28 protein-coding genes are annotated in these 26319 nt (G+C 70.9%); 16 read left to right on the top strand and 12 right to left on the bottom strand.

Features of this window, described 5'->3' with window-relative positions; genetic code table 11:
- Window position 1 precedes the first annotated feature (1 nt).
- The 4 genes from ACWH49_RS02030 to ACWH49_RS02015 are packed head-to-tail and all read left to right on the top strand — an operon-like array spanning window position 2 to window position 2818.
- Window positions 2–841: a cytochrome b/b6 domain-containing protein gene (locus ACWH49_RS02030; RefSeq protein WP_448169927.1), complete on the top strand. Its 840-nt coding sequence runs from the start codon at window positions 2–4 to the stop codon at window positions 839–841.
- Complete coding sequence (locus tag ACWH49_RS02025) at window positions 838–1647, top strand: molybdopterin-binding protein (protein WP_448169926.1); 810 nt, start codon at window positions 838–840, stop codon at window positions 1645–1647. The genes ACWH49_RS02030 and ACWH49_RS02025 overlap by 4 nt, the downstream gene beginning before the upstream one ends.
- A 25-nt stretch (window positions 1648–1672) precedes the next feature.
- The gene (locus ACWH49_RS02020) at window positions 1673–2059 is read left to right on the top strand and encodes a thioredoxin family protein (RefSeq protein WP_056464239.1); all 387 of its coding nucleotides are present in this window, start codon (window positions 1673–1675) and stop codon (window positions 2057–2059) included.
- Window positions 2060–2089: 30 nt separating this feature from the next.
- The gene (locus tag ACWH49_RS02015) at window positions 2090–2818 is read left to right on the top strand and encodes a cytochrome c biogenesis CcdA family protein (RefSeq protein ID WP_448169925.1); all 729 of its coding nucleotides are present in this window, start codon (window positions 2090–2092) and stop codon (window positions 2816–2818) included.
- 9 nt (window positions 2819–2827) lie between these two features.
- Here the strand turns inward: ACWH49_RS02015 and ACWH49_RS02010 are convergent, their stop codons facing one another.
- Window positions 2828–4399, bottom strand: a complete 1572-nt coding sequence (locus ACWH49_RS02010; RefSeq protein WP_448169924.1) for a helicase HerA-like domain-containing protein — start codon at window positions 4397–4399, stop codon at window positions 2828–2830.
- A 101-nt stretch (window positions 4400–4500) separates the two neighbouring features.
- Here ACWH49_RS02010 and ACWH49_RS02005 point away from each other — a divergent pair, with 101 nt between their 5' ends.
- The 8 genes from ACWH49_RS02005 to ACWH49_RS01970 are packed head-to-tail and all read left to right on the top strand — an operon-like array spanning window position 4501 to window position 10502.
- On the top strand, window positions 4501–5226 hold the full coding sequence (locus ACWH49_RS02005; RefSeq protein ID WP_448169923.1) for a YebC/PmpR family DNA-binding transcriptional regulator: 726 nt from the start codon (window positions 4501–4503) through the stop codon (window positions 5224–5226).
- Between the two features lie 10 nt (window positions 5227–5236).
- Window positions 5237–6523, top strand: a complete 1287-nt coding sequence (gene purD, locus ACWH49_RS02000; RefSeq protein ID WP_448169922.1) for a phosphoribosylamine--glycine ligase — start codon at window positions 5237–5239, stop codon at window positions 6521–6523.
- A 5-nt stretch (window positions 6524–6528) separates the two neighbouring features.
- The gene (locus ACWH49_RS01995; protein ID WP_448169921.1) at window positions 6529–7137 is read left to right on the top strand and encodes a 1-acyl-sn-glycerol-3-phosphate acyltransferase; all 609 of its coding nucleotides are present in this window, start codon (window positions 6529–6531) and stop codon (window positions 7135–7137) included.
- Window positions 7134–8060, top strand: coding sequence for an oxygen-dependent coproporphyrinogen oxidase (gene hemF, locus ACWH49_RS01990; protein WP_448169920.1), 927 nt, complete (start codon window positions 7134–7136; stop codon window positions 8058–8060). Before ACWH49_RS01995 ends, hemF begins: the two co-directional genes overlap by 4 nt.
- Window positions 8057–8692 carry a nicotinate-nucleotide adenylyltransferase gene (gene nadD, locus ACWH49_RS01985; RefSeq protein WP_448169919.1) on the top strand — a complete coding sequence of 212 codons (636 nt, stop codon included), beginning with the start codon at window positions 8057–8059 and terminating at the stop codon, window positions 8690–8692. Before hemF ends, nadD begins: the two co-directional genes overlap by 4 nt.
- Window positions 8679–9371, top strand: a complete 693-nt coding sequence (gene rsfS, locus ACWH49_RS01980) for a ribosome silencing factor (RefSeq protein ID WP_448169918.1) — start codon at window positions 8679–8681, stop codon at window positions 9369–9371. The genes nadD and rsfS overlap by 14 nt, the downstream gene beginning before the upstream one ends.
- Window positions 9368–9835: a 23S rRNA (pseudouridine(1915)-N(3))-methyltransferase RlmH gene (gene rlmH, locus ACWH49_RS01975; RefSeq protein WP_448169917.1), complete on the top strand. Its 468-nt coding sequence runs from the start codon at window positions 9368–9370 to the stop codon at window positions 9833–9835. The genes rsfS and rlmH overlap by 4 nt, the downstream gene beginning before the upstream one ends.
- A 52-nt stretch (window positions 9836–9887) precedes the next feature.
- The gene (locus tag ACWH49_RS01970) at window positions 9888–10502 is read left to right on the top strand and encodes a Maf family protein (RefSeq protein WP_448174288.1); all 615 of its coding nucleotides are present in this window, start codon (window positions 9888–9890) and stop codon (window positions 10500–10502) included.
- 4 nt (window positions 10503–10506) lie between these two features.
- On the opposite strand, the gene phnE is transcribed toward ACWH49_RS01970, so the two are convergent.
- From phnE to senA, 5 genes are read right to left on the bottom strand one after another with little or no spacing between them, the layout of a single operon-like run.
- Window positions 10507–11346 (bottom strand): phosphonate ABC transporter, permease protein PhnE, encoded by an 840-nt coding sequence (phnE, locus tag ACWH49_RS01965; RefSeq protein ID WP_448169916.1) that lies wholly within the window; start codon window positions 11344–11346, stop codon window positions 10507–10509.
- Window positions 11343–12185: a PhnE/PtxC family ABC transporter permease gene (locus ACWH49_RS01960; RefSeq protein ID WP_448169915.1), complete on the bottom strand. Its 843-nt coding sequence runs from the start codon at window positions 12183–12185 to the stop codon at window positions 11343–11345. The genes phnE and ACWH49_RS01960 overlap by 4 nt, the downstream gene beginning before the upstream one ends.
- Window positions 12182–13012: a phosphonate ABC transporter ATP-binding protein gene (locus ACWH49_RS01955; RefSeq protein ID WP_448169914.1), complete on the bottom strand. Its 831-nt coding sequence runs from the start codon at window positions 13010–13012 to the stop codon at window positions 12182–12184. The genes ACWH49_RS01960 and ACWH49_RS01955 overlap by 4 nt, the downstream gene beginning before the upstream one ends.
- A 7-nt stretch (window positions 13013–13019) precedes the next feature.
- Window positions 13020–13880: a putative selenate ABC transporter substrate-binding protein gene (locus tag ACWH49_RS01950; RefSeq protein ID WP_082548861.1), complete on the bottom strand. Its 861-nt coding sequence runs from the start codon at window positions 13878–13880 to the stop codon at window positions 13020–13022.
- Window positions 13881–13922: 42 nt separating this feature from the next.
- Window positions 13923–15092, bottom strand: a complete 1170-nt coding sequence (gene senA / locus ACWH49_RS01945) for a selenoneine synthase SenA (protein ID WP_448169913.1) — start codon at window positions 15090–15092, stop codon at window positions 13923–13925.
- 31 nt (window positions 15093–15123) lie between these two features.
- Between senA and senB the strand changes: the two genes are divergently transcribed.
- The 3 genes from senB to rng are packed head-to-tail and all read left to right on the top strand — an operon-like array spanning window position 15124 to window position 18745.
- Window positions 15124–16146 (top strand): selenoneine biosynthesis selenosugar synthase SenB, encoded by a 1023-nt coding sequence (gene senB, locus ACWH49_RS01940; protein ID WP_448169912.1) that lies wholly within the window; start codon window positions 15124–15126, stop codon window positions 16144–16146.
- Window positions 16143–17213 carry a selenide, water dikinase SelD gene (selD, locus tag ACWH49_RS01935; RefSeq protein ID WP_448169911.1) on the top strand — a complete coding sequence of 357 codons (1071 nt, stop codon included), beginning with the start codon at window positions 16143–16145 and terminating at the stop codon, window positions 17211–17213. The genes senB and selD overlap by 4 nt, the downstream gene beginning before the upstream one ends.
- Window positions 17214–17221: 8 nt before the next feature.
- Window positions 17222–18745: a ribonuclease G gene (gene rng, locus ACWH49_RS01930; RefSeq protein WP_448169910.1), complete on the top strand. Its 1524-nt coding sequence runs from the start codon at window positions 17222–17224 to the stop codon at window positions 18743–18745.
- A gap of 15 nt (window positions 18746–18760) precedes the next feature.
- On the opposite strand, the gene ACWH49_RS01925 is transcribed toward rng, so the two are convergent.
- From ACWH49_RS01925 to ACWH49_RS01900, 6 genes are read right to left on the bottom strand one after another with little or no spacing between them, the layout of a single operon-like run.
- Entirely contained in the window at window positions 18761–19747 is a 987-nt protein-coding gene (locus ACWH49_RS01925) for a glycosyltransferase family 2 protein (RefSeq protein ID WP_448169909.1), read from the bottom strand.
- Window positions 19744–20826, bottom strand: a complete 1083-nt coding sequence (locus ACWH49_RS01920) for a glycosyltransferase family 4 protein (RefSeq protein WP_448169908.1) — start codon at window positions 20824–20826, stop codon at window positions 19744–19746. Before ACWH49_RS01920 ends, ACWH49_RS01925 begins: the two co-directional genes overlap by 4 nt.
- Before the next feature lie 4 nt (window positions 20827–20830).
- Window positions 20831–21718, bottom strand: coding sequence for a glycosyltransferase family 2 protein (locus ACWH49_RS01915; RefSeq protein ID WP_448169907.1), 888 nt, complete (start codon window positions 21716–21718; stop codon window positions 20831–20833).
- A 10-nt stretch (window positions 21719–21728) separates the two neighbouring features.
- Entirely contained in the window at window positions 21729–22334 is a 606-nt protein-coding gene (locus ACWH49_RS01910) for a peroxidase-related enzyme (protein WP_448169906.1), read from the bottom strand.
- 3 nt (window positions 22335–22337) lie between these two features.
- The gene (msbA, locus tag ACWH49_RS01905; RefSeq protein WP_448169905.1) at window positions 22338–24107 is read right to left on the bottom strand and encodes a lipid A export permease/ATP-binding protein MsbA; all 1770 of its coding nucleotides are present in this window, start codon (window positions 24105–24107) and stop codon (window positions 22338–22340) included.
- Window positions 24104–24913 carry a glycosyltransferase family 2 protein gene (locus ACWH49_RS01900; RefSeq protein ID WP_448169904.1) on the bottom strand — a complete coding sequence of 270 codons (810 nt, stop codon included), beginning with the start codon at window positions 24911–24913 and terminating at the stop codon, window positions 24104–24106. The genes msbA and ACWH49_RS01900 overlap by 4 nt, the downstream gene beginning before the upstream one ends.
- A gap of 98 nt (window positions 24914–25011) precedes the next feature.
- Between ACWH49_RS01900 and tolB the strand changes: the two genes are divergently transcribed.
- Entirely contained in the window at window positions 25012–26301 is a 1290-nt protein-coding gene (gene tolB, locus ACWH49_RS01895) for a Tol-Pal system beta propeller repeat protein TolB (protein ID WP_448174287.1), read from the top strand.
- Window positions 26302–26319: the final 18 nt, after the last annotated feature.

Genomic DNA, 26319 nt, shown 5'->3' with positions numbered 1-26319 from the left:
CATGAACCCGACCGACCCGTCCCGACGCCTCTATCGCCACCGTCTGCCGGTGCGCGTGATGCACTGGATCAACGTGATCTGCCTGACGATCCTGCTCGGCAGCGGCTTGCAGATCTTCAACGCCCACCCGGCGCTCTACTGGGGCCGGGACTCGACCTTCGCCGACCCGTGGGTCTCGATCGGTGCGCTGCGCACCGCCGACGGCGGCGTCACCGGCATCACGACGATCGCCGGCCACCGCTTCTCGACCGACGGCGTCCTCGGTGCTTCGAAAGCCGGTGCGGACGACGCCAAGAGCGTGCGCGCGTTCCCCGCGTGGGCCACGATCCCGGGCCCGCAGTGGCTGTCGATGGGCCGGCACTGGCACTTCTTCTTCGCCTGGCTGTTCGTGATCAACGGCGTGTGCTACGTGGCCTACGCGATCGCCAGCGGCCACCTGAGCCGCGACCTGCTGCCCACGCGTGGGGAGCTGCGCCGCATCGGCCACTCGATCAAGGACCACCTGCTGTTCCGGCACGAGACCGGCGAGGCCGCCAAGCGCTACAACGTGCTGCAGAACCTGGCCTACCTGACGGTGATCTTCGTGCTGCTGCCGCTGGTGATCCTCGCCGGGCTGGCGATGTCGCCGCGGATCGATGCGGTGTTTCCCGGCTGGGTCGATCTGCTGGGCGGCCGCCAGTCCGCGCGCACGCTGCATTTCCTCGCCGCAGCCGGCTTGCTGCTGTTCGTGCTGATCCACGTGTTCGAGGTGCTGATCAACGGCGCGTGGAACCAGATCCGCTCGATGGTGACCGGCTGGTATGTCTTGCCTGCGGACGCCAAGAAGGAGGCCCGGTCATGAGCCGCCGCATCATCTCGAGCGGCCGGCCCGTGCCGCCGCCCAATCGCCGCAGCGCACTGCGCGCCGCGCTCGCCGGCATCGGCGCCGCGACGCTGGCCGGTTGCGACCGGCTGTCGAACAACCCGGCGGTCGTCGACGCGCTGAAGAGCGCGCAACACCTGAGCCATGGCGCGCAGCGCCTCGTGGCCGGCCGCAAGGCGATGGCGCAGGAGTTCAGCGAAGCCGACATCGCCAAGACGTTCAAGGCCAACGGCACGCTCGCGCCGCGCGATGCCGACTACCACGCGCTGATGCAGGGCGGTTTCAAGGACTGGGCGCTGCGTGTCGAGGGCCTGGTCGAGCAACCCGCTGCGTTCACGCTGGCCGAGTTGCGCACGATGCCGTCGCGCACCCAGATCACCCGGCACGACTGCGTCGAAGGTTGGAGCGCGATCGGCAAGTGGAAGGGCGTGCCGCTCGCCCATGTGCTCGCACAGGTGAAGCCGCTGCCGAACGCGAAGTACGTGGTGTTCCGCTGCGCCGACTCGATGGACGACCCGGCCGCCGCCGCCGACTCGCGCTACTACGAGAGCGTCGACATGGACGACGCCTATCACGCGCAGACCGTGCTGGCCTACGAGCTCAACGGCCAGCCGCTGCCGGTCGCCAACGGCGCGCCGCTGCGGGTGCGGATCGAGCGCCAGCTGGGCTACAAGCACGCCAAGTACCTGATGCGGATCGAACTGGTCGAGCGCTTCGACCAGATCCGCGGCGGGCAGGGCGGCTACTGGGAAGACAACGGCTACGAGTGGTACGCCGGCATCTGACGCACTCACGAACCTGGAACTCATCATGCACAAGCTGCTTCGCTCGTTCGTCGTCGCCATCGGCCTGGGCGTCGTCGCGCTGGCCGCCCTGGCCGCCGAGTTGCCGTTCAACCAGGCGAAGTTCGACGCCGCGCTCGCGAAAGGCCAGCCGGTGATCGTCGACTTCAGCGCCAGCTGGTGTCCGACCTGCAAGCAGCAGAAGCCGATCGTCGCGGCGCTGCTGAAGGAGAAGAAGCTGCAGCCGGTGACGCTCTTCGTCGCCGACTTCGACCGCGAAGAGGCGCTGAAGAAGCAGCTCGGCGTGACGATGCAGAGCACCTTCGTCGTGTTCAAGGGCGGCAAGGAAGTCGCGCGCTCGACCGGCCAGACGCAGAAGCAGGCGCTGGCCGAACTGTTCGAGAAGAGCCTCTGAGCCGCGGCGCCCGCGCGCGCTGAGGCCGCGATGGACTTCGGCCCGGGCACCTTCGCGCTCGGCTACCTGGCCGGGCTGCTGTCCACGCTGTCGCCGTGCGTGCTGCCGCTGCTGCCGATCCTGATCGCCACGGCGCTCGGCCAGCACCGCTTCGGGCCGTGGGCACTCGCGGCGGGGCTGACGGTGTCTTTCATGCTGGTCGGCACGGTGATCGCGGCGTTCGGCGCGTCGGTCGGGCTCGACCCGGCGGTGTTGCGGCAGGTTGCGGCCGGCCTGCTCGTCGCGTTCGGGCTCGTGCTGCTGGTGCCGGCGCTGCAAGTGCGCTTCGCGGCGGCGAGCGCGGGGCTGGCCGCGTCGGGCGACGGGCTGATGGCGCGCGTGTCGGGTCGCGGCTGGGGCGGGCAGTTCGCTGTGGGGCTGGTGCTCGGACTGGTCTGGAGCCCCTGCGTCGGGCCGACGCTCGGCGCCGCCTCGACGCTCGCCTCGCAAGGCCGCGACCTGGGCTCGATCGCGCTGCTGATGCTGCTGTTCGGCCTGGGCGCCGCGACGCCGCTGCTGCTGATCGGCACGCTGTCGCGCGAGGCGCTGGCGCGCGCGCGCGGGGGGCTGCTGAGGCTCGGCGAGCGCGGCAGGATGGTGCTCGGCATCGCGCTGGTGGTGGTCGGCGTCGCGATCCTCGGCGGCGCCGACAAGCGCGTCGAGACCTGGGCCGTCGAGCATTCGCCCGACTGGCTCACCGAACTGACGACGCGGTTCTGACGCGCCGCTTCAGCGCTTCCTGCCGCCCAGCAGGCTGCCGAGCACGCCGCGGATGATCTCGCGGCCGACGCTCGAGCCGATCGTGCGCACCGCCGAACGTGCCGCCGCCTCGGCCAGCCCCTCGTGCTTGCCGCCGCGCGGGCCGGTGCTGCCGAACAGCACGTCCTTCAGCCCGCCGAGCAGGCCGCCGTCGCCGTTCGACGTGGCCGACGGGCCGCCGGGCACGCTGGCGGTGCCGGTGGGCGGCAGCCGGGTCGACGGGACCTCCGACGACGGCGCCGCCTCTGCGCTGGCCACGGCGCGGCCCTTCAGCTTCTCGTAGGCCGATTCGCGGTCGACCGCCTTCTCGTAGACGCCCGCGACCAGCGAGCCGGCGATCAACGCCTGGCGCTGCGCCGGTGTGATCGGGCCGATCTGGCTGCCGGGCGGGATCACGAACACGCGCTGCGTGACGCTGGGCCGGCCCTTCTCGTCGAGCAGGCTGACCAGCGCCTCGCCGACCGCGAGCTCCGTGATCGCGGTCTCGATGTCCAGCCCCGGGTTCGCGCGCATCGTGCTCGCCGCCGCCTTCACGGCCTTCTGGTCGCGCGGCGTGAATGCGCGCAGCGCGTGCTGCACGCGGTTGCCGAGCTGCGCGAGCACGGTGTCGGGGATGTCGAGCGGGTTCTGGGTCACGAAGTAGACGCCGACGCCCTTGCTGCGCACCAGGCGCACGACCAGCTCGATCCGCTCGACCAGCGCCTTCGGCGCCTCGTTGAACAGCAGGTGGGCCTCGTCGAAGAAGAACACCAGCTTCGGCTGGTCGAGGTCGCCGACCTCGGGCAGCTGCTCGAACAGCTCGCTCAGCATCCACAGCAGGAAGGTCGCATACAGCCGCGGCGCGTTCATCAGCTGATCGGCGGCGAGGATGTTCACCACACCCTTGCCGTCGACCGTCTGCATGAAGTCGGCGATGTTCAGCATCGGCTCGCCGAAGAACCGGTCGCCGCCCTGCTGGTCGATCTGCAGGATGCCGCGCTGGATCGCGCCGATGCTCGCGGCGCTGACGTTGCCGTACTCGGTCGTGAACTGGCTGCTGTTGTCGCCGACGTACTGCAGCATCGCGCGCAGGTCCTTGAGGTCGAGCAGCAGCAGGCCGTTGTCGTCGGCGATCTTGAACACCAGCTGCAGCACGCCCTGCTGGATCTCGTTCAGCGCCAGCATGCGCGCGAGCAGCAGCGGGCCCATGTCGCTGACGGTCGCGCGCACCGGGTGGCCCTGCGCCGCCTTGTCGGTCGCGAACACGTCCCACAGCGTGGCCGGGCAGGCGACCGCGGTCGAGGGTTCGATGCCGCGCTCCTTCAGCACCGCGGCCAGCTTGGCGCCGACCGTGCCGGTCTGGGTGATGCCGGTCAGGTCGCCCTTCACGTCGGCCAGGAACACCGGCACGCCCAGGCGGCTGAAGTTCTCGGCCAGCGTCTGCAGCGTGATCGTCTTGCCGGTGCCGGTGGCGCCGGTGATCAGGCCGTGGCGGTTGGCCAGGGCCGGGAGTAGGAAACACTCGGTCTTGTCGTGTTTGGCGATCAGGATCGGCTCGGCCATCGTCAGTGCTCCCGGACGGGGCCGCGGCCCCAAGTAAAATTCGAGTCTATCGAACAAACATCGCAGCAGGCGCGTCGGCGCCGCTGCACAAAGGGAGCCTCATGGCCGGTCATTCCAAATGGGCCAATATCCAGCACCGCAAGGGCCGCCAGGACGAGAAGCGCGGCAAGATCTGGACCCGCGTGATCCGTGAAATCACCGTCGCGGCCCGCCAGGGCGGCGGCGACCTGGCGATGAACCCGCGGCTGCGGCTGGCGGTCGAGAAGGCCAAGGCGGCCAACATGCCGGCCGACACCGTCAAGAAGAACATCGACAAGGCCACCGGCAACCTCGAAGGCGTGAACTACGAGGAGATCCGCTACGAGGGCTACGGCATCGGCGGCGCCGCGATCATCGTCGACTGCATGACGGACAACCGCGTCCGCACGGTGGCCGAGGTGCGCCACGCGTTCAGCAAGTACGGCGGCAACATGGGCACCGAAGGCTCGGTCGCGTTCCAGTTCAAGCATGTCGGCCAGTTCGTGTTCGCGCCCGGCACCAGCGAGGACAAGGTGATGGAAGTCGCGCTCGAAGCGGGCGCCGACGATGTGGTGACGGACGACGACGGCGCGATCGAGGTGCTGTGCGCACCGCCCGGATTCGAAGCCGTGAAGGCCGCGCTCGAGGCCGCGGGCTTGAAGCCCGACGTCGCCGAGGTCACGATGCGCGCCGAGAACACGATCGCGTTGTCGGGCGAGGACGGCCAGCGCATGCAGAAGCTGCTCGACATGATCGAGGACCTGGACGACGTGCAGGAGCTGTACCACAACGCCGAGATCTCGGAATGAAAGTCGTGGCATGAAGGTTCTCGTCATCGGCAACGGCGGCCGCGAGCACGCGCTCGCCTGGAAGCTCGCGCAGTCGACCAAGGTGCAGACGGTGTTCGTCGCGCCGGGCAATGGCGGCACGGCCGCCGACCCCAAGCTCACCAACGTCGGGCTGACCGACTACGCGGCCATTGCCGACTTCGCGCAGGCCGAGAAGGTCGCGGTCACCGTCGTCGGGCCGGAGGGGCCGCTGGCCGGCGGCATCGTCGACCTGTTCCGCGCCCGCGGGCTGCGCGTGTTCGGGCCGACGCAGGCGGCGGCGCAGCTGGAGAGCTCGAAGGCCTTCGCGAAGGCGTTCATGCAGCGCCACCACATCCCGACCGCCGCGTTCGAGACCTTCACCGATGCGAAGGCGGCGCATGCGTACGTCGACGCGCAGGGCGCGCCGATCGTGATCAAGGCCGACGGCCTGGCGGCCGGCAAGGGCGTCGTCGTCGCGATGAGCCTGCCGCAGGCCCATGAGGCGATCGACTGGATGCTCAGCGACAGCGACAACAAGCTCGGCGTGCAGCACAACGCCGGCCAGGCGCGGGTCGTGATCGAGCAGTTCCTCGACGGCGAGGAGGCCAGCTTCATCGTGATGTGCGACGGCAAGAACGTCGTCTCGCTCGCGACCAGCCAGGACCACAAGCGCCTGCTCGACGACGACCAGGGCCCGAACACCGGCGGCATGGGCGCGTACTCGCCCGCGCCGGTGGTCACGCCGAACGTCCACGCGAAGGTGATGCACGAGATCATCCACCCGACCATCGCCGGCATGGCGAAGGACGGCATCGTGTTCACGGGCTTCCTGTACGCCGGCCTGATGATCGACGCGCACGGCCAGCCACGCACCGTCGAATTCAACTGCCGGATGGGCGATCCCGAGACCCAGCCGATCATGATGCGGCTCAAGAGCGACCTGTTCGACGTGCTGATGCACGCGACCGATGGCACGCTCGACAAGGTCGAGCTCGAATGGGACCGCCGCGTCGCGCTCGGCGTCGTGATGGCGGCCGCCGGCTACCCGCTCGCGCCGCGCAAGGGCGATCCGATCACCCACCTGCCGGTCGACGCGCCCGATGCGATGGTGTTCCATGCCGGCACCGCGCCCGGCAGCACCGGCCCCGTCACCGCCGGCGGTCGGGTGCTGTGCGTGACCGCGCTGGGAGACTCGGTCAAGCTGGCGCAGCAGCGCGCCTACGACGTGCTGCGCGGCATCCACTTCGATGGCGCGCAATACCGTCGCGACATCGGGTACCGCGCGATCAAGCGCTGAACGTCGTGACCGCGCCGGCCCAACCGGTCCAGCTCCATGGCAGCGGCATGGCGCAGGCCGTGCTGCGCGCGCTCGGTTGGCGGGTGCGCTTCGACGGCCTGCCGGCGCGGCAGGGCGTGCTGATCGTCTACCCGCACACGTCGAACTGGGACTTCCCGCTCGGCCTGCTGGCCAAGTGGACAGTCGGCATCGACGTGACCTTCTGGGGCAAGGACGCGCTGTTCCGCATCCCGCTGTTCGGCCGATGGCTGCGCTGGCTCGGCGGCGTGCCGGTGGATCGGCAATCGGCCAACGGCATCGTCGGCCAGATGGCGCGCGAGCTCGAAGCCGCACGCCGGGACGACCGTTTCCTCTGGCTCGCGCTGTCGCCCGAGGGCACGCGGCGCTACACGGATGCCTGGCGCTCGGGCTTCTATCACGTGGCGCTCCAGGCACACGTGCCGGTAGGGCTGGTGTGCTTCGACTATGCGCGGCGTGAGGTCGGCGTGCAGCGCTTCGTCCGGCTCAGCGGCGATCCGCGGGCCGATCTCGCCGAGATCGCGCGCCAGTTCAACCAGCCCGTCGGCAAGCGCCCGGCGCTCGCGGCACCGATCCGGTTCAGGACATCCCCATGAGCACGACCCGAGCCGTTCGCGATTACCTGCTGGGCCTGCAAGACCGCATCGTCGCGGCGGTGGAGGCCGAGGACGGCCAGTCGTTCATCACCGACGCGTGGCAGCGCGAGCCCGGCGGCCCGCTCGAAGGCGAGGGCCGCTCGCGCCTGCTGGAAGGCGGCGCGGTGATCGAGCGCGGTGGCTGCAGCTTCTCGCACGTCCGCGGCAAGACGCTGCCGCCGTCGGCGACCCAGCACCGGCCCGAGTTGGCGGGGGCGCCGTTCGAGGCGATGGGCGTGTCGCTGGTATTCCACCCGCGCAACCCGCATGCGCCCACCGTGCACATGAATGTGCGCATGCTCGCGGCGCTGCCGGAAGGCAAGCCGCCCGTGACCTGGTTCGGCGGCGGCATGGACCTGACGCCGTACTACGGCGTCGAGGCCGACGCCGCGCACTTCCATCGCACCAACCGCGATGCGCTCGCGCCGTTCGGCGCCGACCTCTACCCGCGCTTCAAGACCTGGTGCGACGACTACTTCTTCCTGAAGCACCGTGACGAGCCGCGCGGCATCGGCGGCGTGTTCTTCGACGACTTCGCCGAGCTCGGCTTCGAGCGCAGCTTCGAGATGCTGCGCGCGGTCGGCGATGCGTTTGTGCCGGCGTACCTGCCGATCCTGCAGGCGCACAAGAACGATCCGTACGGCGAGCGCGAGCGGGAATTCCAGACCTACCGTCGCGGTCGCTACGTCGAGTTCAACCTCGTGTTCGACCGCGGGACGCTGTTCGGGCTGCAATCCGGAGGTCGCACCGAGAGCATCCTGATGTCGATGCCGCCGGTCGTGACCTGGCGCTACGACTGGAAGCCCGCGCCGGGCACGCCGGAGGCACGTTTGTACAGCGACTTCCTGCGGCCGCGTGACTGGGCCGACTGGACCGCGGCTTGAGCGACACGACGAGCCGGGTCGGCATCTTCGGGGGCAGCTTCGACCCGGTGCACAACGCGCACGTCGCGCTGGCCCGGCAGGCGCTGGTCGAGCTCGCGCTCGACGAATTGATCTGGCTGCCCGCCGGCCAGCCGTGGCAGAAGCGGCGCGTGCTGGCGCCGGCCGTGCATCGCGAGGCGATGGTGCGGCTCGCGATCGCCGGCGAGCCTCGCTACACGCTGTCGCGGATCGAGCTCGAACGCAACGGGCCGAGCTACACCGTCGACACGGTGCGGACGCTGAACGCACGGCGCCCGGGCGTGAGCTGGCACCTCGTGATCGGGCAGGACCAGTACGCCGGCTTCCACACCTGGCACGGCTGGCAGGAACTGCTCGGCCTGGTGACGCTGGCGGTGGCCAACCGGGCCGACGCTCCGCTGAACGCCGATCCGCAGGTGCTGCGCGTGCCGCACGAGGCAGTCGCACTGCCGATGATGGACATCTCGTCGACCGACATCCGCGCCCGCCTCGCCCGCGGCCTGGGCATCGCCGATCTGGTGCCCGCCCCCGTGGCAGGCTATATTGCCCGCCACCACCTTTACCAGGATCCGGCCGGATCCGCCCCCGCTCAGGAGCTGAATGGACATTCGTAAACTGCAACGCGTCATCGTCGATGGACTGGAAGACGTCAAGGCCCAGAACATCGTCGTGTTCAACACCGAACACCTGTCGGCCCTGTTCGAGCGCGTGATCATCGCCTCGGGCACGAGCAACCGGCAGACCAAATCGCTGGCCTCCAGCGTGCGCGACGCGGTCAAGCAGGCGGGCTACCCGGTGCCCCGCACCGAGGGCGAGGGCAACGGCGAGTGGATCATCATCGACTGCGGCGCCGCCGTCGTGCACGTGATGCAGCCGACGATCCGCGATTACTACCACCTCGAGGAAATCTGGGGTGACAAGCCTGTCAACATGAAGCTGGCGACGGGCGCGACCCGCCTCGTGAAGGCCGCCGAACCGGAAGCACCGGCGAAGAAGTCTCCCGCCAAGAAGGTCGCAGCCAGGAAGTCGCCCGCGGCGAAGACGCCGGCCCGCGCGCCCGCCAAGACCGTGGCGAAGAAGGCCACCGCGAAGGCGCCGGCGAAGAAGGCCCCGGCCAAGAGCATCCCGGTCGTGAAGAAGCTGATGGTCGTCGGCAAGACGCCGACGAAGAAGAAGCCGGCCGCTCCGGTCGGTCGGGGCGTGAGGCGCACGGTCGGCGTCAAGTCGGCGTCGGCCAAGTCGGCGCCCGCGAAGAAGGCCGTCGCGAAGAAGGCTCCCGCGCGCCGCGCATGAAGTTGCTGGTCGTCGCGGTCGGCCAGCGCCAGCCGGCCTGGGCGCAGACGGCCTACGCCGAGTTCGAGAAGCGCTTCCCGCCCGAGATGCGGCTGGAGCTGCATGCCGTGAAGGCCGAGACGCGCGGCCAGAAGACCGCCGCGCAACTGATGGCCGCCGAGGCGGTTCGGCTGCAGGCCGCGCTGCCGCGCGGCGTGCGGCGCATCGTGCTCGACGAGCGCGGCACGCGGGTCACGACGGTGCAACTGGCCGAGCGGATGAAGGCCTGGCTGCATGACGGGCGTGACGTCGCGTTCGTGATCGGCGGGCCGGACGGCCTCGATCCTGCGCTCAAGGCGAGTGCCGACGAGACCTTGCGCCTGTCCGAACTGACGCTGCCGCATGCGTTCGTGCGCGTGCTGCTCGCCGAGGCGCTGTACCGCGCGTGGACGGTGATGGTGAACCACCCCTATCACCGTGAGTAATGTGACCCCCAAGACGACTTCGTCGTCGCCCCCCCGAGGGGGAGTGTCCGCCTTGGGGCGGCCCGGCGGCGGACTGTTCATCTACCTCGCCTCGCAGAGCCCGCGCCGCCGCCAGCTGCTCGACCAGATCGGCGTGCGCCATGAGCTGCTGCTGCCCGGCGCGGACGAGGACGCCGAGGCGCTGGAGGCCGAGCGCGCCGGCGAACTGCCGGCCGCCTACGTCGAGCGCGTGACCCGCGCCAAGCTGAAGGCCGCACGCGCGCGGCTGCAGCAACGCGGGTTGCCCGACGCGCCGATCCTGTGCGCCGACACCACCGTCGCGCTCGGCCGCCGCATCCTCGGCAAGCCGGCCGATGCGGACGATGCGCGCGCGACGCTGGCACTGCTCGCAGGCCGCACCCACCGCGTGATCACCGCGGTCGCGCTGCACGCTGGTCGGCGTTCGTGGTTGGCGGTCAGCACCTCGCGCGTGCATGTCGCGGCGATGCCGCCGGCGGCGATCGACGCCTACGTCGCCAGCGGCGAGCCCTTCGGCAAGGCCGGCGCGTACGCGATCCAGAGCGCGTACGCCGGCTGGGTCGAGCGCATCGAAGGCAGCTACTCGGGGATCATGGGGCTGCCGCTGTTCGAGACCGCGCAGCTGCTGCGCCGCGCCGGCTGGCCCTGACGTTCTAGCCGCGCGCCGGCGCCAGGCCGCGCCGCACGTAGGCGCTGGCCGCATCGACCCCGACCACCAGCACGAACATCGCCAGCAGCACCGTGGCCGCCTGCGCCTGCTGGAACAGCGAGAGGTGGAAGTACAGCATCTGCCCGAGCCCGCCGGCGCCGACGAAGCCGAGCACCGCGGCCATGCGGATGTTCATCTCCCAGCGGTACAGGCCATACGCCACCCACTGCGGCGCCGCCAGCGGCAGCATCCCGTAGACGAAGGCGGCCACCGCGCCGCCACCGGCATCGCGCAGCGCGCGCTCGGGCGCGGGCGGCGCGTTCTCGAGCGTCTCGCCGAACAGCCGGCCGAACACGCCGGTCGTGTGCAGCGCCAGCGCCAGCGCGCCGGCGAACGGGCCGAGCCCGGCCGCGAGCACCATCAGCGTCGCCCAGACCAGCTCCGGCACGCTGCGCAGCACGTTAAGCACCAGCCGCGCGAGCGCGCGCGGCGCGCTGCCGAAGCGGCCCGCGGCCGGCAGCGCAAGCAGCGCGCCGGCCACGCCGGCCAGCAGGGTGCCGAGCGCCGAGACCGCGACCGTCTGCAGCGCGGCCCACGCCGTCTTCGCGAGGAACGGCGCGGACAGGTCGGGGCTCAGGAACTCGGCCGCGAACTTGCGCATCGCGCGGCCCGATTCGGCCGAGAACAGGCCGGCGACATCGAGCTTCAGGTAGGCGAAGCTCGCGACGATCGCGATCAGCAGCGCCGACAGCGCCAGTACGCAGGTCAGGCACGGGCCGGCGGCCTGCGCGCGATCGGCGCGCGCCGTGGTTGCGTCTGTCTCGGGGTCGGTCGTCGACGTCATGACAGCAGCTTCCGCAACCCGGCGCTGAGCGCGTCGGCCAGCAGCACCAGCAGCAGGAAGGTCAGCAGGATGGTGCTGGCCTCGCCGCCGTTGAGCATCTTCATCGACTGGTCCATCAGCTGGCCCAGGCCACCCGCGCCGACGAATCCCATCACGACCGACGCGCGCACCGCGCATTCCCAGCGGTACACGGTGTACGACGCCAGTTCCTGCGCCGCCTGCGGGATCAGCCCGTAGCACAGCGCGGCGACGCGCCCGCTGCCGGCTTCCAGCAGCGCGCGTGCGGCGCGGCCGTCGCTGGACTCCAGAATCTCGGCGTAGACCTTGCCGAGCATGCCGCCGTAGGTGACCGCGATCGCGAACACGCCGGCCGCCGGGCCCAGGCCGAGCGCGTGCACGAGCAGCAGCGCCCACACGACCTCGGGCACCGCGCGCAGCGTCATCAGCAGCAGCCGCGCCGCACCGCGCACAGTGCGGCCGCGCCACACGGCACGCCCGGGTCCGATGGCCGAGACCGACAACGCGCTCGTCATTGCGAACGCCAGCGGCACCGCGATCAGCGCCGCCAGCGTGACACCGGCGGTCGCCATCGCGAGCGTCTCGAGCGTCGCGCGCAGCAGCAGCGCGAGGAAGTCGCCCGAGGTCGCCGGCGGCAGGAAGCCGGCGAGGAAGCTGCCCATCACCCGCAGGTTGCCGGCGTCGAACAGCGCGGCGGGGCGGAACTCGGCCAGCTGCAGCAGCGGCCACAGCAGCACGACGGCGAGCAGCGTCAGCCCGGCGCGGCGCAGCGCGAGCGGGTCGCGCGGCAGCGCGGTGTCGTGCCCGAGTACCGCGCTCATCTGCAGCCCGGTCGCACCAGCGGCAGCACGTTGTCGCCGACCGGCGGCGGCAGCGGCAGGTCGTTCGACTGGGTCGGCAGCGTGCGACCCTCGGTGGCATAGAGCGCATGCAGCATGCCGGCACCGACCTGGTCGGCCGGCTTGTCGAACACCAGCTCGCCGCTGCGCAGGCCGACGATGCGCGGGAACCATTTCAGCGCCAGGTCGACGGCGTGCAGCGACGCGAGCAGCGTGGCGCCATCGCGCTCCGATTGCGCCACGAGTTCGCCGATCGCCAGGTCGGACAACGACGGATCGAGCGCCGACACCGGCTCGTCCGCGATCAGCAGCGGCGGCGCCTGGTACAGCACGCGGGCGATGCCGACGCGCTGCAACTCGCCGCCGGAGAGGCGGTCGCAGCGGTCGAACACGCGGTCGGCGAGGTCGAGCCGCGCCAGCGCGGCACGGGCGCCGCCGATGTCCGACGGGTACAGCAGCGACAGCAGCGCACGCCGCGTCGACCAGGTGCCGAGCCGCCCCGCGAGCACCGCGGTCACGACCCGCAGCCGCGGCGGGATCGGCGGCGCCTGGTGGACGACGCCGATGCGCGCGCGCAGCTGCCGCAGCGCGCCCGGTCCCAACTGCCACGGGTGCTGGCCGAGCAGTTCGACACGCCCCTCGCCCGGCCGCACCGCGGCCGCCGCGATCCGCAGCAGGCTGGTCTTGCCGGCGCCGGACGGGCCGATCACCGCGACCCGCTCGCCGGCCGCGATCGTGAAGCTCACGTCGCGCAGCGCGCAGTGGCCGTTCGCGTGGACCAGCCCGACCCGGTCGAAGCCCAGGCTCATCGTCCGATCACTTGATCAGGCCGGCCGACTTGGCGGCCGACTCGATGCCGTCGTAGTTCGCCGACGTGGTCGGCACGAACTTGCTCGCCCGCTGCAGGTCCATGATCTCCTTCATGCCGGGCTTGGACGGGTCGAGCTTCAGGAACGCATCGGTCAGCTTCTTGCGCAGCGCGGCGTCCAGGCCGGGTCGCACGGTCCAGTTGTAGTCGAAGTAGGGCGGCGTGGTCGCGAGCACGCGGACCTTGGCGGCGTTCGGGTTGCCGGCCTCGACCAGCTTGTCCCACACCGACGCGTTCAGCACGCCGCCGTCGGCGCGGCCCGAGGCCACGAACGCGACGGTCGCATCGTGCGCGCCGGAGAACGCGACGGTCTTGAAGTCGGCGTCCGGCTTGATGCCGGCCTGCTGCAGGAAGAAGCGCGGCATCAGGTGGCCGGAGGTCGACGACGGCGCGCCGAACGCGAAGTTGGCCCCCTTCAGGTCGGCCAGCGTCTTCGCCGGGCTCGCCACCGGCACGATGAACTTGCTGGTGAACTTCTCGTCCTCGGCGCGCTGCACGATCGGCACGACGCCGCCGTTGGTGCGGATGCGCGCCTGCACATAGGTGAAGCCGCCGAGCCACGCCAGGTCGATCTTGTTGCTCGCCAGGCCCTCGACCACCGCGGCGTAGTCGGTCACCGGCGTGAACTGTACGTCCAGTCCGGTCTCCTGCTTCAGGTAGTCGCCGAGCGGCTTGAACTTGCGCTGCAGTTCGGTCGGCGCCTCGTCGGGGATCGCGGAGACGCGCAGCACGGTGGTCTGCGCGACGGCGGCGAGGCTGCCGAGGGCGAGCGCGGCAGCGGCGATGGCGCGGGTGAAGGTCTTGGTCATGGAGCGGCCCTGGTTGGCGTGGAAGTGGAGCGCGCCGGCGCGTCAGCGCGCGGCGGTGCGGAAGCCCGCGAATATATCGGTGCGCTGCGGCTCGAAGAAATTGCGGTAGCGCGCGTCGTGCAGCCGCGCATGGGTCGCGAACGCGCCGCCGCGCAGTTCGCGGTGGGTGCCGAACCACGGCTGCGAATACTCGCGGTACGGCCCCGGTGTGAAGCCGGGGTAGGGCGCGAATGGGTCGGCGGTCCACTCCCAGGTGCTGCGGCCCCATTCGAAGCCTGGTGCGTTGCGCGCCGCGTGTTCCCATTCCACCGCGCTCGGCAATCGCCGGCCGGCCCAGCGGCAATAGGCTTCGGCCTCGAACGCGTTGACGTGCATCACCGGCGCGGCCGGGTCCAGCGGCAGCCAGCGGTCGAACCAGCGGTGCTGCCACGCGCCATCGTCGCCGCGGCGCCAGCGCTGGGGATGAGGCACGGCGCTTGCGGCGCGCCAGGCGCCGGCCTCGGCCGGCCAGAACGCGGGCTGCTCGTAGCCGCCCGACTCGACGAAGCGGGCGAACTCGCCCGCGCGCAGCGGGGCGCTGTCGATCTCGTGCGCGGCGAGCGCCGCGTGTTGCGGCGGTTGTTCGTTGTCGAACGCGAAGCCGGCGCCCGCGCCGAGTTCGACGCTGCCGGCGGGCACTGCGAGCGGCCGCGCGGCCGACACGCGCGGTGCTTCGACGCCGGTCGGCGCCGGATAGCCGAGCGCGGCACGCAACCAGCAGAAGGCCTCGCCGTGCATGTCCTCGTGGAACAGCGCGAGGCGCGCGAAGTAGAGCGCCTCATCGTCGGCGCCTGCGGGCAGCGCGTCGATGCAGGCGTCGAGCTGGCGCTGCATCCAGGTTGCCAGCGTGGCGCGGTCGGGCATCGGCGTCGTCCAGCGTTGGGCATGGGCCAGGCGCGCCGAATCGAAGTGGGCATCGGGCGCGACGAAGCGCGCCGGACGCTGCGCGGTCGCGTGGCCCTGTGGGTCGCGGCCGTGCGGGCCGCGCAGCATCCAGAACTCGGCGAACCAGGCGAGGTGCGCCAGCTCCCACGCGATCGGGTTGACGCCGGGGCGGTGCGCCGGTGCCCACTGCGCGTCGTCGAGGTCGCCGACGAGCGCCCAGGTCCGCGCGCGGCTGTCTCTGAGTGCCTCCGCCAGCGAGGCGCCGGCCAAGCGCCGCGCGTCAGGCACCGGCGGCTCCGGCGCGTGGCACCATCCGCGCATGGTCCATCCGCTTCGCGTCTGCATCGTGACGCCGGCGCTCGCCGCGGCCAACAACGGCAACTGGCACACGGCCTCGCGCTGGGGGCGCTTTCTGGCGTCGCGCGCCGAGGTGCGCCTGCAGCTCGCCTGGGACGGCGAACCGGCCGATGCGCTGATCGCGCTGCACGCGCGCCGCTCGGCCGAGTCGATCGAGCGCTTCCACGCGCAGCATCCCGGGCGGCCGCTGGCCGTAGTGATGACCGGCACGGACCTGTACCGGGATCTGCAGACCGACACGCAAGCTCGACATGCCGTGGAGTGTGCCAGCCACATCGTCGTGCTGCAGTCCGAGGCGCTGAAGGCTTTGCCCGCGGCCGTGCGCGGCCGCGCCCGCTGCATCGTCCAGTCGGCGCCGCGGCTGCGCCGCACGGACGGAGCGCGTGGCCACCTGACGATGGTCGCGGTCGGCCACCTGCGCGACGAGAAGGACCCGCTGACGCTGCTCGCGGCCGTGCGCCGGCTGCCGGCGGACACGCCGATCCGCATCGTCCACATCGGCCGCGCGCTCGACCCGGCGCTCGGCGAGGCCGCGACCCGCACGATGCGGGAATGCCCGCACTACCGCTGGCTCGGCGCGCTGGAGGCGCCGGCCGCGCGGCGCTGGATCGCCCGCTCGCGCGCGCTGGTGCACATGAGCCGCATGGAAGGTGGCGCCAACGTCGTGATCGAGGCGGTGCGCTCCGGCGTGCCGGTCCTGGCGAGCCGGATCGACGGCAATGTCGGGCTGCTCGGCGCCGACTATGTCGGCTACTTCCCGGTCGGCGACGGGGCCGCGCTGGCCGTGCTGATGCAGCGCTTTGCCGCCGAACCCGCGTTCGCCGCCGGCCTGGCCGCCCAGTGCGCGGCGCGCGAAGCCGATTTCGCGCCCGCCGTCGAGGCCGGCCGCGTGCGCGCGCTGCTCGACGACATGCTCGGTCCGCGCGACGTTCGCGCCACTGACACAATCGATCATCCGAAGATCCGCAGGAGACTCGCACCATGAACCCATCGACCCCCGCGCCGGGTGCACCCACCGCGCTGCGCCTGACCAGCTTCTCCCACGGTGGCGGCTGCGGCTGCAAGATCGCGCCGGGCGTGCTGTCGGAGATCCTGAAGAACAGCGGCGGCGGGCTGATCCCGAAGGAGCTGATGGTCGGCATCGAGACCGCCGACGACGCCGCGGTCTACCGGCTCAACGACACCCAGGCGCTGATTGCGACGACCGACTTCTTCATGCCGATCGTCGACGACCCGTACGACTTCGGCCGCATCGCCGCCACCAACGCGATCAGCGACGTCTACGCGATGGGGGGCCAGCCGATCATGGCGCTGGCGCTGGTCGCGATGCCGGTGAACCAGCTGCCGCTCGAAGCGATCGGCCAGATCATCAAGGGCGGCGAGGCGATCTGCCGGGAGGCCGGCATCCCGATCGCCGGCGGCCACACGATCGATTCGGTCGAGCCGATCTACGGGCTGGTGGTGCTGGGCCTGGTGCACCCGGACAAGGTGCGCCGCAACGCCGACGCGAAGGCCGGCGACGTGCTGATCCTGGGCAAGCCGCTGGGCGTGGGCGTGCTCTCGGCGGCGCTGAAGAAGAACAAGCTCGATGCGGCCGGCTACGAACAACTCGTGCGCACGACCACGATGCTGAACAAGCCCGGCATCGCGTTCGCCGCGATGGACGGGGTGCACGCGCTGACCGACATCACCGGCTTCGGCCTGGCCGGACACACGCTGGAGCTCGCACGGGGCGCCGGGCTGCGCGCCGTGATCGAGTGGCCGCGCGTGCCGCTGCTGCCGGGCGTCAGCGCGATGGCAGCGGATGGTTTCGTCACCGGCGCGTCGGGGCGCAATTGGGACGGCTACGGCACGCAGGTCACGCTGGACGCGGCACTGCCGGCCACAGCCCGCGACCTGCTCTCCGACCCGCAGACCTCGGGCGGCCTGCTGGTGAGTTGCGCGCCGGAAGTCGCCGACGACGTGTTGCGCGTGTTCGCACAAGGCGGCTTCGAGCAGGCGGCGGTGATCGGCCGCATGGAAGCGGGTGCGGGCCTGCAGGTCACGGCCTGACCGCCCCGATGCAGGACATCCTGATCAACTGGACCCCGCAGGAAACCCGCGTCGCGGTGGTCGAGAACGGCGCGGTGCAGGAGTTGCACATCGAACGCGCGCTCGAACGCGGACTGGTCGGCAACATCTACGCGGGCAAGGTGGTGCGGGTGCTGCCGGGCATGCAGTCGGCGTTCATCGACATCGGCCTGGAGCGCGCCGCGTTCCTGCACGTGGCCGACGTGCAGGTGGCCGGCGTGATGCCGCGCAGCACCTTCGGCGGCGGGCCACGCGGCACGGTCGGCGGTCAGCGCAGCGGCGACGCGCCGCCGCAGACGCCGATCGAGCGGCTCGTGTTCGAGGGCCAGACGCTGACGGTGCAGGTCATCAAGGACCCGATCGGCACCAAGGGCGCGCGCCTGTCGACGCAGGTCAGCATCGCCGGGCGCCTGCTGGTGTTCCTGCCGCAGGACGACCACATCGGCATCTCGCAGAAGATTGGTTCGCACGAATTGCGCGAGCAACTGCGCGCGCGCATGAACATTCTCGCGCAAGTGCCCGAGGGCAGCGGTCCGCAAGGCGGCTTCATCCTGCGCACCAACGCCGAGGAGGCGAGCGACGAGGAACTGGCCGACGACATCCGCTACCTGCGCAAGACGTGGGCGACGGTGCGCGACCGCAGCTTCAAGTCGCCACCCGGCACGCTGCTGCACCAGGACCTGAGCCTGGCCGAGCGCGTGCTGCGCGACCTGACCCACGACGGCACCCAGGCGGTGCGCGTCGATTCGAGCCTGCAGTTCGAGTCGCTGCAGAAGTTCGGCCGCGAGTTCACGCCGACCTCGGTCGCCAAGCTCGAGCACTACGCCGGCGAGCGGCCGATCTTCGACCTGTTCAACATCGACGAGGAGATCGCGAAGGCGCTGATGCGGCGCGTCGACCTGAAGAGCGGCGGCTACCTGATCATCGACCAGACCGAGGCGCTGACGACGATCGACGTCAACACGGGCGGCTTCGTCGGCGCCCGCAACTTCGACGACACGATCTTCAAGACGAATCTCGAAGCCGGCCAGGCGATCGCGCGGCAACTGCGGCTGCGCAACCTCGGCGGCATCATCATCATCGACTTCATCGACATGACGCGCGAGGAGCACCAGACCGCGGTGCTGGCCGAGCTGCGCAAGCAGCTCGCGCGTGACCGCACCAAGATCACGGTCAGCGGCTTCACGCAGCTCGGGCTCGTGGAGATGACGCGCAAGCGCACCCGCGAGTCGCTCGCGCACATGCTGTGCGAGGTCTGCCCGGTGTGCGAGGGCCGCGGCCAGGTCAAGACGCCGCGCAGCGTCTGCTACGACATCCTGCGCGAGATCCTGCGCGAGGCGCGCCAGTTCGACCCGAAGGAGTTCCGCATCGTCGCGTCCGCCGCGGTGGTGGAGATGCTGCTGGACGAGGAGAGCCAGCACTTGGCGGGCTTGTCCGACTTCATCGGCAAGCCGATCTCGCTGCAGGCCGAGCCGCTGGGGTCGCCGGAGCAGTACGACATCGTGCTGCTGTGAGGCGAGCGGGCGGCTTCAGCCGTTGCGTTTCGCGACACGCTTGAGCGCGAAGAACGGCGCCAGCAGGGCCGGGCAGGCGGCGTAGACCAGCAGGCGCGCGCGCAGCGCCAGCGGCACGCGGCGCGCGGCGACGAAGGCACGCCAGCGCTGCGCCAGCCTCGTCGCGCCGAACACATCGCGCACGAAGACCTCGCGCTCGAACTGCAGCGACAGCGCGTCCTCGACTGCTTCCAGCTGCCCGGCGCGCCGGGCATCGGCGAGCAGTTGCGGCAGCTCGACCAGTGCGTGGCGGTTGTTCTTCAGCAGCCGCTCGACCACGTCGCGCGCGTGCAGGTTGCGGCGGCGCCGCGAGATGCCGCCGCGGCGGTACTGAACCAGCGCTTCCGCGAGCGTGATCGCGCCGCCGCTGACGATCGCGCGGAATACCATCAGCAGGTCTTCGGCGACCGTGCCGGCGGGCAAGGGACCGAATCGGTCGAAGACGCGTCGCGTCCACGCTTGCGCGGCGCCGATCACGTGCGGCGGGCGCGCGATCCAGTCGGCCGCGTCGCGGTAGGTCGCGAGGTCGGTCGGCGTGATGGTGGCGTGGGTGTCCCCGGCTTCGTCAAGGTCGACCAGCGCGGACGAGATCAGGTCGGGTCGGCGTCCGGCGGCCAGCCAGGCGTCGACGACGCGTGCGCAGCGCTGCGGCAGCGAGATGTCGTCGCCGGCCGCGACGAACAGCAGCTCACCGTGCGAGAGGCCGACCATGCGGTTCAGGTGCGCGCCGATGCCGAGATTCACCGGGTTGCGGTTGAGCACGAGGCGATGCGGTCCGCCGTAGCCCGCGACGGCGCGCTCGATCGCGGCCCAGGTGGTGTCGGTCGACGCGTCGTCCGAGATGACGATCTCGAGCGGCGAATACGTCTGCGCGAGGGCGCTGCGCACCGCGGCCTCGATCGTCGCGGCCTGCTGGTAGGCAAGGACCAGCATCGAGACCAGTGGCCGCTCGGGGTCGGTCACGGCGGCGCCCCGGGGACGAGCCGTGCGGCGATCGCCAGCAGCGCTGCCACGTGGGTCGCGACGCGCGGGTCGTAGCCCAGCGCCTGCAGGGGCTCGGCGATGCGGTGCTTGCCGGCCTGCCAGCGCGCGACGGCCTGCGCGACCGCGCGGTCCAGCGATCCGGGCTGCGCCAGCGAGAAGGGCAGCTGGCCCCGCTCGTTGATGATCTCGGCGCAGCCGGCGTCGTCGGCCAGCAGCACCGGCGTGCCGCACAGCACCGATTCGACGCCGACCAGGCCGAACGGTTCGTAAAGCGAGGCCAATACCGTGAAATCGACGGCGCGGTAGACGTTCTCGATGTCGCTGCGGTAGCCGAGGTGGCGCACGTTGCGCGCCGTGCCCTGCATCGCGCGGCCGGCGACGACCAGCGTCGCCGGCAGCTCGGTGCGGGCGAAGAAGTCGACCAGCAAGTCCAGGCCCTTGCGCTTGTGCCCGGTCGAGGCGAGCAGGAAGACGGCCCGGTCCTCGGGCAGGCCGAGCGCGGCACGCAGCGCCTGTCGCTCCGCCGGCGCGATGCGCGCGAAGCGCGCGCCGTCGACCGGCGGGTAGAGCAGCGTGATCTTGCGCGGGTCGATGCCGTAGTGACGCACGAGCTCGTCGCGCATGCGTGCCGAGTGCGCGACGATGACCTGCGCGCGCTCGAAGTGCGCGCGCTCCAGGCCGATCTTCCAGCGGTCGTTCAGCCCCGCGGGCTGGCCCATCGCGGCGAGGAATCCGGGGTGCGTGCCGCCGCAGATCGCGATGTCCGACCAGCGTGTCTGGTTGCAGCCGATCAGCGGGAACAGGCCGAGCCGGCGCTTGATGCGCCCGATGCGCCAGTCGAAGAACAGGTCGCGCAGCTTGCCCGGCGCGGCCTTCACGCTGGTATGCACGGGCGTGACCCAGCCGTATTCGGGCAGGCGGGTGTCGAACGCCTTCGCGATCAGCACCGGCTTGATGCCGCGCTCGTGCAGGCCGCGCACCAGCGTCATCGCGTAGCGCTCGATGCCGCCGCTCGCGCGCAGGCCGTGGTTGCTGATCGCGAGCTTGTCGAAGGCCACCGGATCAGGCCCGGTCGTCGGCGGTGAAGGCGACGGCCGGCTTGTAGGTCATCGACAACCGCGCGCGCAGCCGGGCCTTGGCCAGCAGTGCGCGGTCGGCCTCGTCGAGCGTGCGGCCCTTCAGCGCGACATCGAGCTCGGCCGGCTCGCCGCGGTGCAGGCAGATGCGGTCGAAGTCGCGCTGGCTGATGCCCCACTTGTGCAGGAACTGCAGGCGGCCGTCGTTCTTGACGATGCGCCCGGTCGAGACGCAGGCGAAGTGATAGACGAAGCTGTCGCCCAGGCCGATGAAGGTGCGGCAGCCGGCGTGCCAGAGCTTCATCGACAGGTCGTTGTCGCTGCTCATGCCGGGCGACAGCTCGGTGCTGTAGCCGCCGACCTCGGTCCACATCCAGGTCGGCAACAGCGTCGGCGGCCAGGTCGAGCCGAGCCAGTGCGCACGGCGCAGCGTCGGCAGCGCGGCGATCAGTTCGGCCTCGCGAAAGGTCGCGGCGTCACGGCCGTAGTCGGCGGCCACGGTGCAGCGGTTGTTCGCGCCGCCAGGCTCGACCATCGTCGACGACAGCATGAAGCGCCGGCCGTCCAGGCGCTGCGCGATCTCCAGCAGTCGCGTGTCCCAGCCCGGCAGCACCGCCATGTCGTCGTTCAGGTACAGCAGATAAGGCTGTGTGGCGAGCGCGGCCACGCGGTTCACCGCGAAGCAGATGCCGATGTTGTCGGGGCTCGCGGTGTGCTTCAGGCCCTGCGCACGCACCCAGGCCAGCGTGCCGTCCGAGCCGTCGTTGACGTGCACCAGGATCTCGTGCGCGTGCGCCGAGTGGCGCCGGATCGTGTCGACCGCGAGCTGCAGGAACGGCAGGTTGTTCCAGGTCGGGATGATGATCGAGAACATCGCGCCGGCGTCAGGCCTTGGGCGGCCGCGGCACCCGCCCCATAAGGTAGAACTCGTCGTTCGGCCGCATCGAGGTCATGTTGGCCATGCGGTTCGACAGCCCGAAGAACGCGGTGATGCCGGCGATGTCCCAGGCGTCCTCGTCGCGCCAGCCGTGCTCGCGCAGCGCCGCGAAGTCGTCCTCGGTCAGCGCGTACGCCGCGTTGCAGACCTTCATCGCGAAGCCGAGCATGGCTTTCTGCCGCGGCGTGATGTCGGCCTTCAGGTAGTTGACGGCGATCTGGTCGGCGATCATCGGCGCCTTCTCGTAGATGCGCAGGATCGCGCCGTGCGCGACGACGCAATACAGGCAGCCGTTCGCGCCGCTGGTGGCGACGATGATCATCTCCTTCTCGCCCTTGGTCAGCCCCTGCGGGCCGGCGTCGCGCAGCAGCAGTGCGTCGTGGTACGCGAAGAACGCGCGGAACTCGGCCGGGCGGTGGGCGAGCGTCAGGAAGACGTTCGGCACGAAGCCGGCCTTTTCCTGGACCTCGAGGATCTTGGCGCGGATGTCGTCCGGCAGGCTGTCGAGGGTGGGCACCGGGAAGCGGCTGATTGCGGGTGGGGACGTCGTCATGGGTCAACTCCTGAATTGCAACGCGTGGAGGCGGGCGTAGAGGCCGCCGTGGGCGAGCAGCGCGGCGTGGCTGCCCTGTTCGATGACGCGGCCGGCCTCGAGCGCGATGATGCGGTCCGCGCGTTCGATGGTCGAGAGGCGGTGCGCGATCACGAGGCTGGTGCGGCCCTTCATCAGCGCCTCCAGCGCCTGCTGGACCAGGCGCTCCGATTCCGAATCGAGCGCCGACGTCGCCTCGTCGAGGATCAGGATCGGCGCGTCCTTGTAGATCGCGCGGGCGATCGCCAGCCGCTGGCGCTGGCCGCCGGAGAGCTGGGTGCCGTTGTGGCCGATCACCGTCTCGACGCCGAGCGGCAGGCCGTCGACGAAGCCGGCGAGGTTGGCCGCGACCAGCGCCGCCCGCGTGCGCGCCACATCCACCGGCGCGCCGAAGCAGACGTTCGCGGCGACCGTGTCGTTGAACAGCACCACGTCCTGGCTGACGAGCGCGAACTGTTCGCGCAGCGCGTGCAGGCTCCATTGCGGCAGCGCGACGCCGTCGAGCGTGATCGTGCCGCTGTCCGGATCCAGGAAGCGCGGCAGCAGGTTGACCAGCGTCGACTTGCCCGCGCCCGACGGTCCGACCAGCGCGACCGTCTCGCCGGCGCGGATGTCGAGCGAGATGCGGTCGAGCGCGGGCAGGTTGTCGCCGAAGCGGATCGACACCTCGCGCAACGCGAGTTCGCCGCGCGCGCGGCCCGGCGCATGCGTGCCGCCGGTCTCGGTCGGCGCGTGGTGGATCAGGTCGAGCGCGCGCTCGACCGACGCGATGCCGCGCGAGATCGGCGCCGACACGTCGCTGAGCCGCCGCATCGGCGTGGCCAGCGCCACGGCCGCGGTGATGAACGCGACGAACGCGCCCATCGTCGTGCCGCCGGTGCTGCTCTGCCACAGCGCCATGCCGATCGCGGCGGCGAGCGCGGTGGCGGTCAGCAGCTGCGTCACCGGCGTGACGGTGGCGCCGGCGACGGTCGATTTCATCAGCAGGCGGCGCAGCGCCTGGCTCGTCTCCTCGAAACGCGCGCGCTGCACGTCCTGCACGCCGTGCAGGCGCACGGTGCGCCAGGCCATCACGTTTTCCTCGACCACGTAGCCGAGGCGGTCGACCGCGACCTGCGATTCCTTCGTGATGCGGTGCATGCGCTTCCCGAAAACCCGCATCACGTAGCCGACCGCCGGGCCGAGCGCGGCGATCACCAGCGTCAGCTTCCAGTTCAGCAGCAGCATCGTGCCGAGGAACGCGATCACGCTGAACGTGTCCTTCAGCAGCGTCTGCGCCGCGCCGACGAGCTGGTTGACGCCGCCCAGCACCTCGTAGACCACGGTGTTCATCAGGCTGCTTGCCGAGCGCGTAACGAAGAGCTGCGGGTGGCCGTCGAGCAGGCGCCCGAACAGGTGGGTGCGCAGGCGCAGCGTCGCCGCGTTGGCGGCCCAGGCGAGCGTGTAGTCGACGACGAAGCCGGCCGCACCCCGCAGCCCGAACAGCACCACCAGCGCGACCGGGATCGCCCACAGGGGCGGGTGGGGCAGGTCGGCCACGAACTTGATCGGGATCGCCTTCATGCCGCCGTCGACCAGCGGAACCAGCAGCCAGGCCACGCCGGTCTCGCAGACCGCGGCGAACGCGGCGCCCAGCGCGGCCAGCCCGAAGGCCCAGCGCGTGCCCGCGAAGTAGGGGAAGAGCACCCGCAGCTTGGTCCAGAGCCCCGCACGCGACACCGGCTCCGCGCTCATGCGGGGAACTCTGGCCGCTGCGGCGGACTCTTCATGAACATCAGCTTGATGTACTTGTAATAAGTGTATTCGGCGTTGTAGATGGCGAGCATCAGGCCGTGCGAGCCGTCGAGGAAGCCGAGCCGCAGCACATAGGTGCGCACGAACGCGAAGAATCCATGCATCACCGCCTTGCCCACGCCCGCCGTTTTGCCCGCCGCCGCCATGTCGCGGGCGTTTCCGGTCGAGTAGCGGTCGAGCTTCTCGAGCACGTCGTGGATGTCGGGATAGCTGAAGTGGATCAGGTCCGCGCGCAGCTCGCCGATTCGCCCGTCCACCGTCATGTGGGCGTGCAGGAAGTGGCCGGTGAAGTCGGCCAGGTGCCGCCGCCCGAGCCGCAGCGTGTGGTCCGGCCGCCAGCCCGAGTGGTGGATGAACCGGCCGCAAAACTCCGACAGGCGCGGAATGCGGTAGCCATCGAATTCCGGCGACCGGATCGCCGCCAGCACTTCCGTGCGCAGCGCATCGGTGATGCGCTCGTCGGCGTCGAGCGACAGCACCCAGGTGCCGGTCGCGAGCCGGAAGCCGCGCGCCACCTGCGGGCCGTAGCCCGGCCAATCGGTCTGCACGACTTTGGCGCCCGCGGCCGCGGCGAGTGCCGCGGTGCGGTCGCTGCTGCCCGAATCGAGCACCACGATCTCGTCGGCAAAGGATGCGCTGGCGACGCACTCGGCGATGTTCCGCGCCTCGTTCTTCGCGACGATCACGACGGTCAGCGTGTGCTCGGGCGATGGGGCGGAAGGGGTGGCTGGCACGGCTGCGGTCAAGGTGCTCCTCTATGATGGTCATTGTCCCAGAAACATTTGCGGCCTCTCCCGCCGCCGACGCCACGATGTTCGATACCCGACGCCTCGATCTCCGATGCATGCGCATGCTGCGCACGATGGCCGGCCTCATGGTGGCCGGCTTGCTGGCCGCGGCGGCCCCCGCCCACGCGCAATTCCGCGTCGAGATCTCCGGCGTCGGCGCCACCCAGCTGCCGATCGCGATCGCGAAATTCCGCGACGAGGACCGCGCGACCCCGTCGCTGTCGGTCTCGGCGATCGTGCGCGCGGACCTGGAGCGCAGCGGCGTATTCAAGAGCGTCGACACCGCCGGCGCCGCGCTCGACGAGGGCAGCCAGCCGGTGATGACCGAGTGGCGCGGCCGCTCGGCCGATGCGCTGGTGGCCGGCTCGGTCACGCGGCTGGCCGATGGCCGGTTCGACATCCGCTTCAAGTTGTGGGACGTCGTCAAGGGCAACGTGCTCGGCGGCCAGAGCACGGCGGTCGAGGCGGGCGACCTGCGCTTGGCCGCGCATCGCATCGCCGATTTCATCTACGAGAAGCTGACCGGCGACAAGGGCGTGTTCTCGACCCGCATCGCGTACGTGACCAAGGGCGGCAACCGCCACACGCTGCGCGTCGCCGATGCGGACGGCGAGGGCGGGCAGGTGGCGCTGAACAGCCCCGAGCCGATCATCTCGCCGGCCTGGTCGCCGGACGGCAGGCAGCTGGCCTACGTCTCGTTCGAGAAGCAGAAGGCGGTCGTCTACGTGCAGGACACCTCGACCGGTGCGCGCCGCGAACTCGCGAACTTCCGCGGCTCGAACAGCGCACCGGCCTGGTCGCCGGACGGCCAGACGCTCGCGCTGACGCTCTCGCGCGAACACGGCTCGCAGCTCTACCTGATCGACCGCAACGGCGGCAACGTGCGCCGCCTGACGACCAGCAACGCGATCGACACCGAACCGGCGTTCGCGCCCGACGGGCGCGGCATCTACTTCGTCAGCGACCGCGGCGGCGGTCCGCAGATCTACCGCACCAGCACCAGCGGCGGCAACGTCGAGCGCGTGACCTTCGGCGGCAGCTACAACATCAGCCCGGCGATCAGCCCGGACGGCCGCACGCTCGCCTACATCTCGCGCCAGGGCGGCGCGTTCCGCCTGTACACGCTCGACCTCAGCACCAGCGGCGCGCAGCCCGTTGCGCTGACCGACACCAGCGACGACGAGAGTCCGAGCTTCGCGCCGAACGGCCGGCTGATCATCTACGCGACGCGTGCCCAGGGCCGCGACGTGTTGATGACCACCACGCTCGACGGCAAGATCAAGGCGCGCCTGCTGTCGACCAACGTCGACGTGCGCGAACCGGTCTGGGGCCCGTTCGGGCGCTGATTTTTCAATCCAAGAGGA

Source organism: Rhizobacter fulvus, from assembly GCF_964020785.1.
This window is presented reverse-complemented; position numbering and strand designations above follow the sequence as displayed.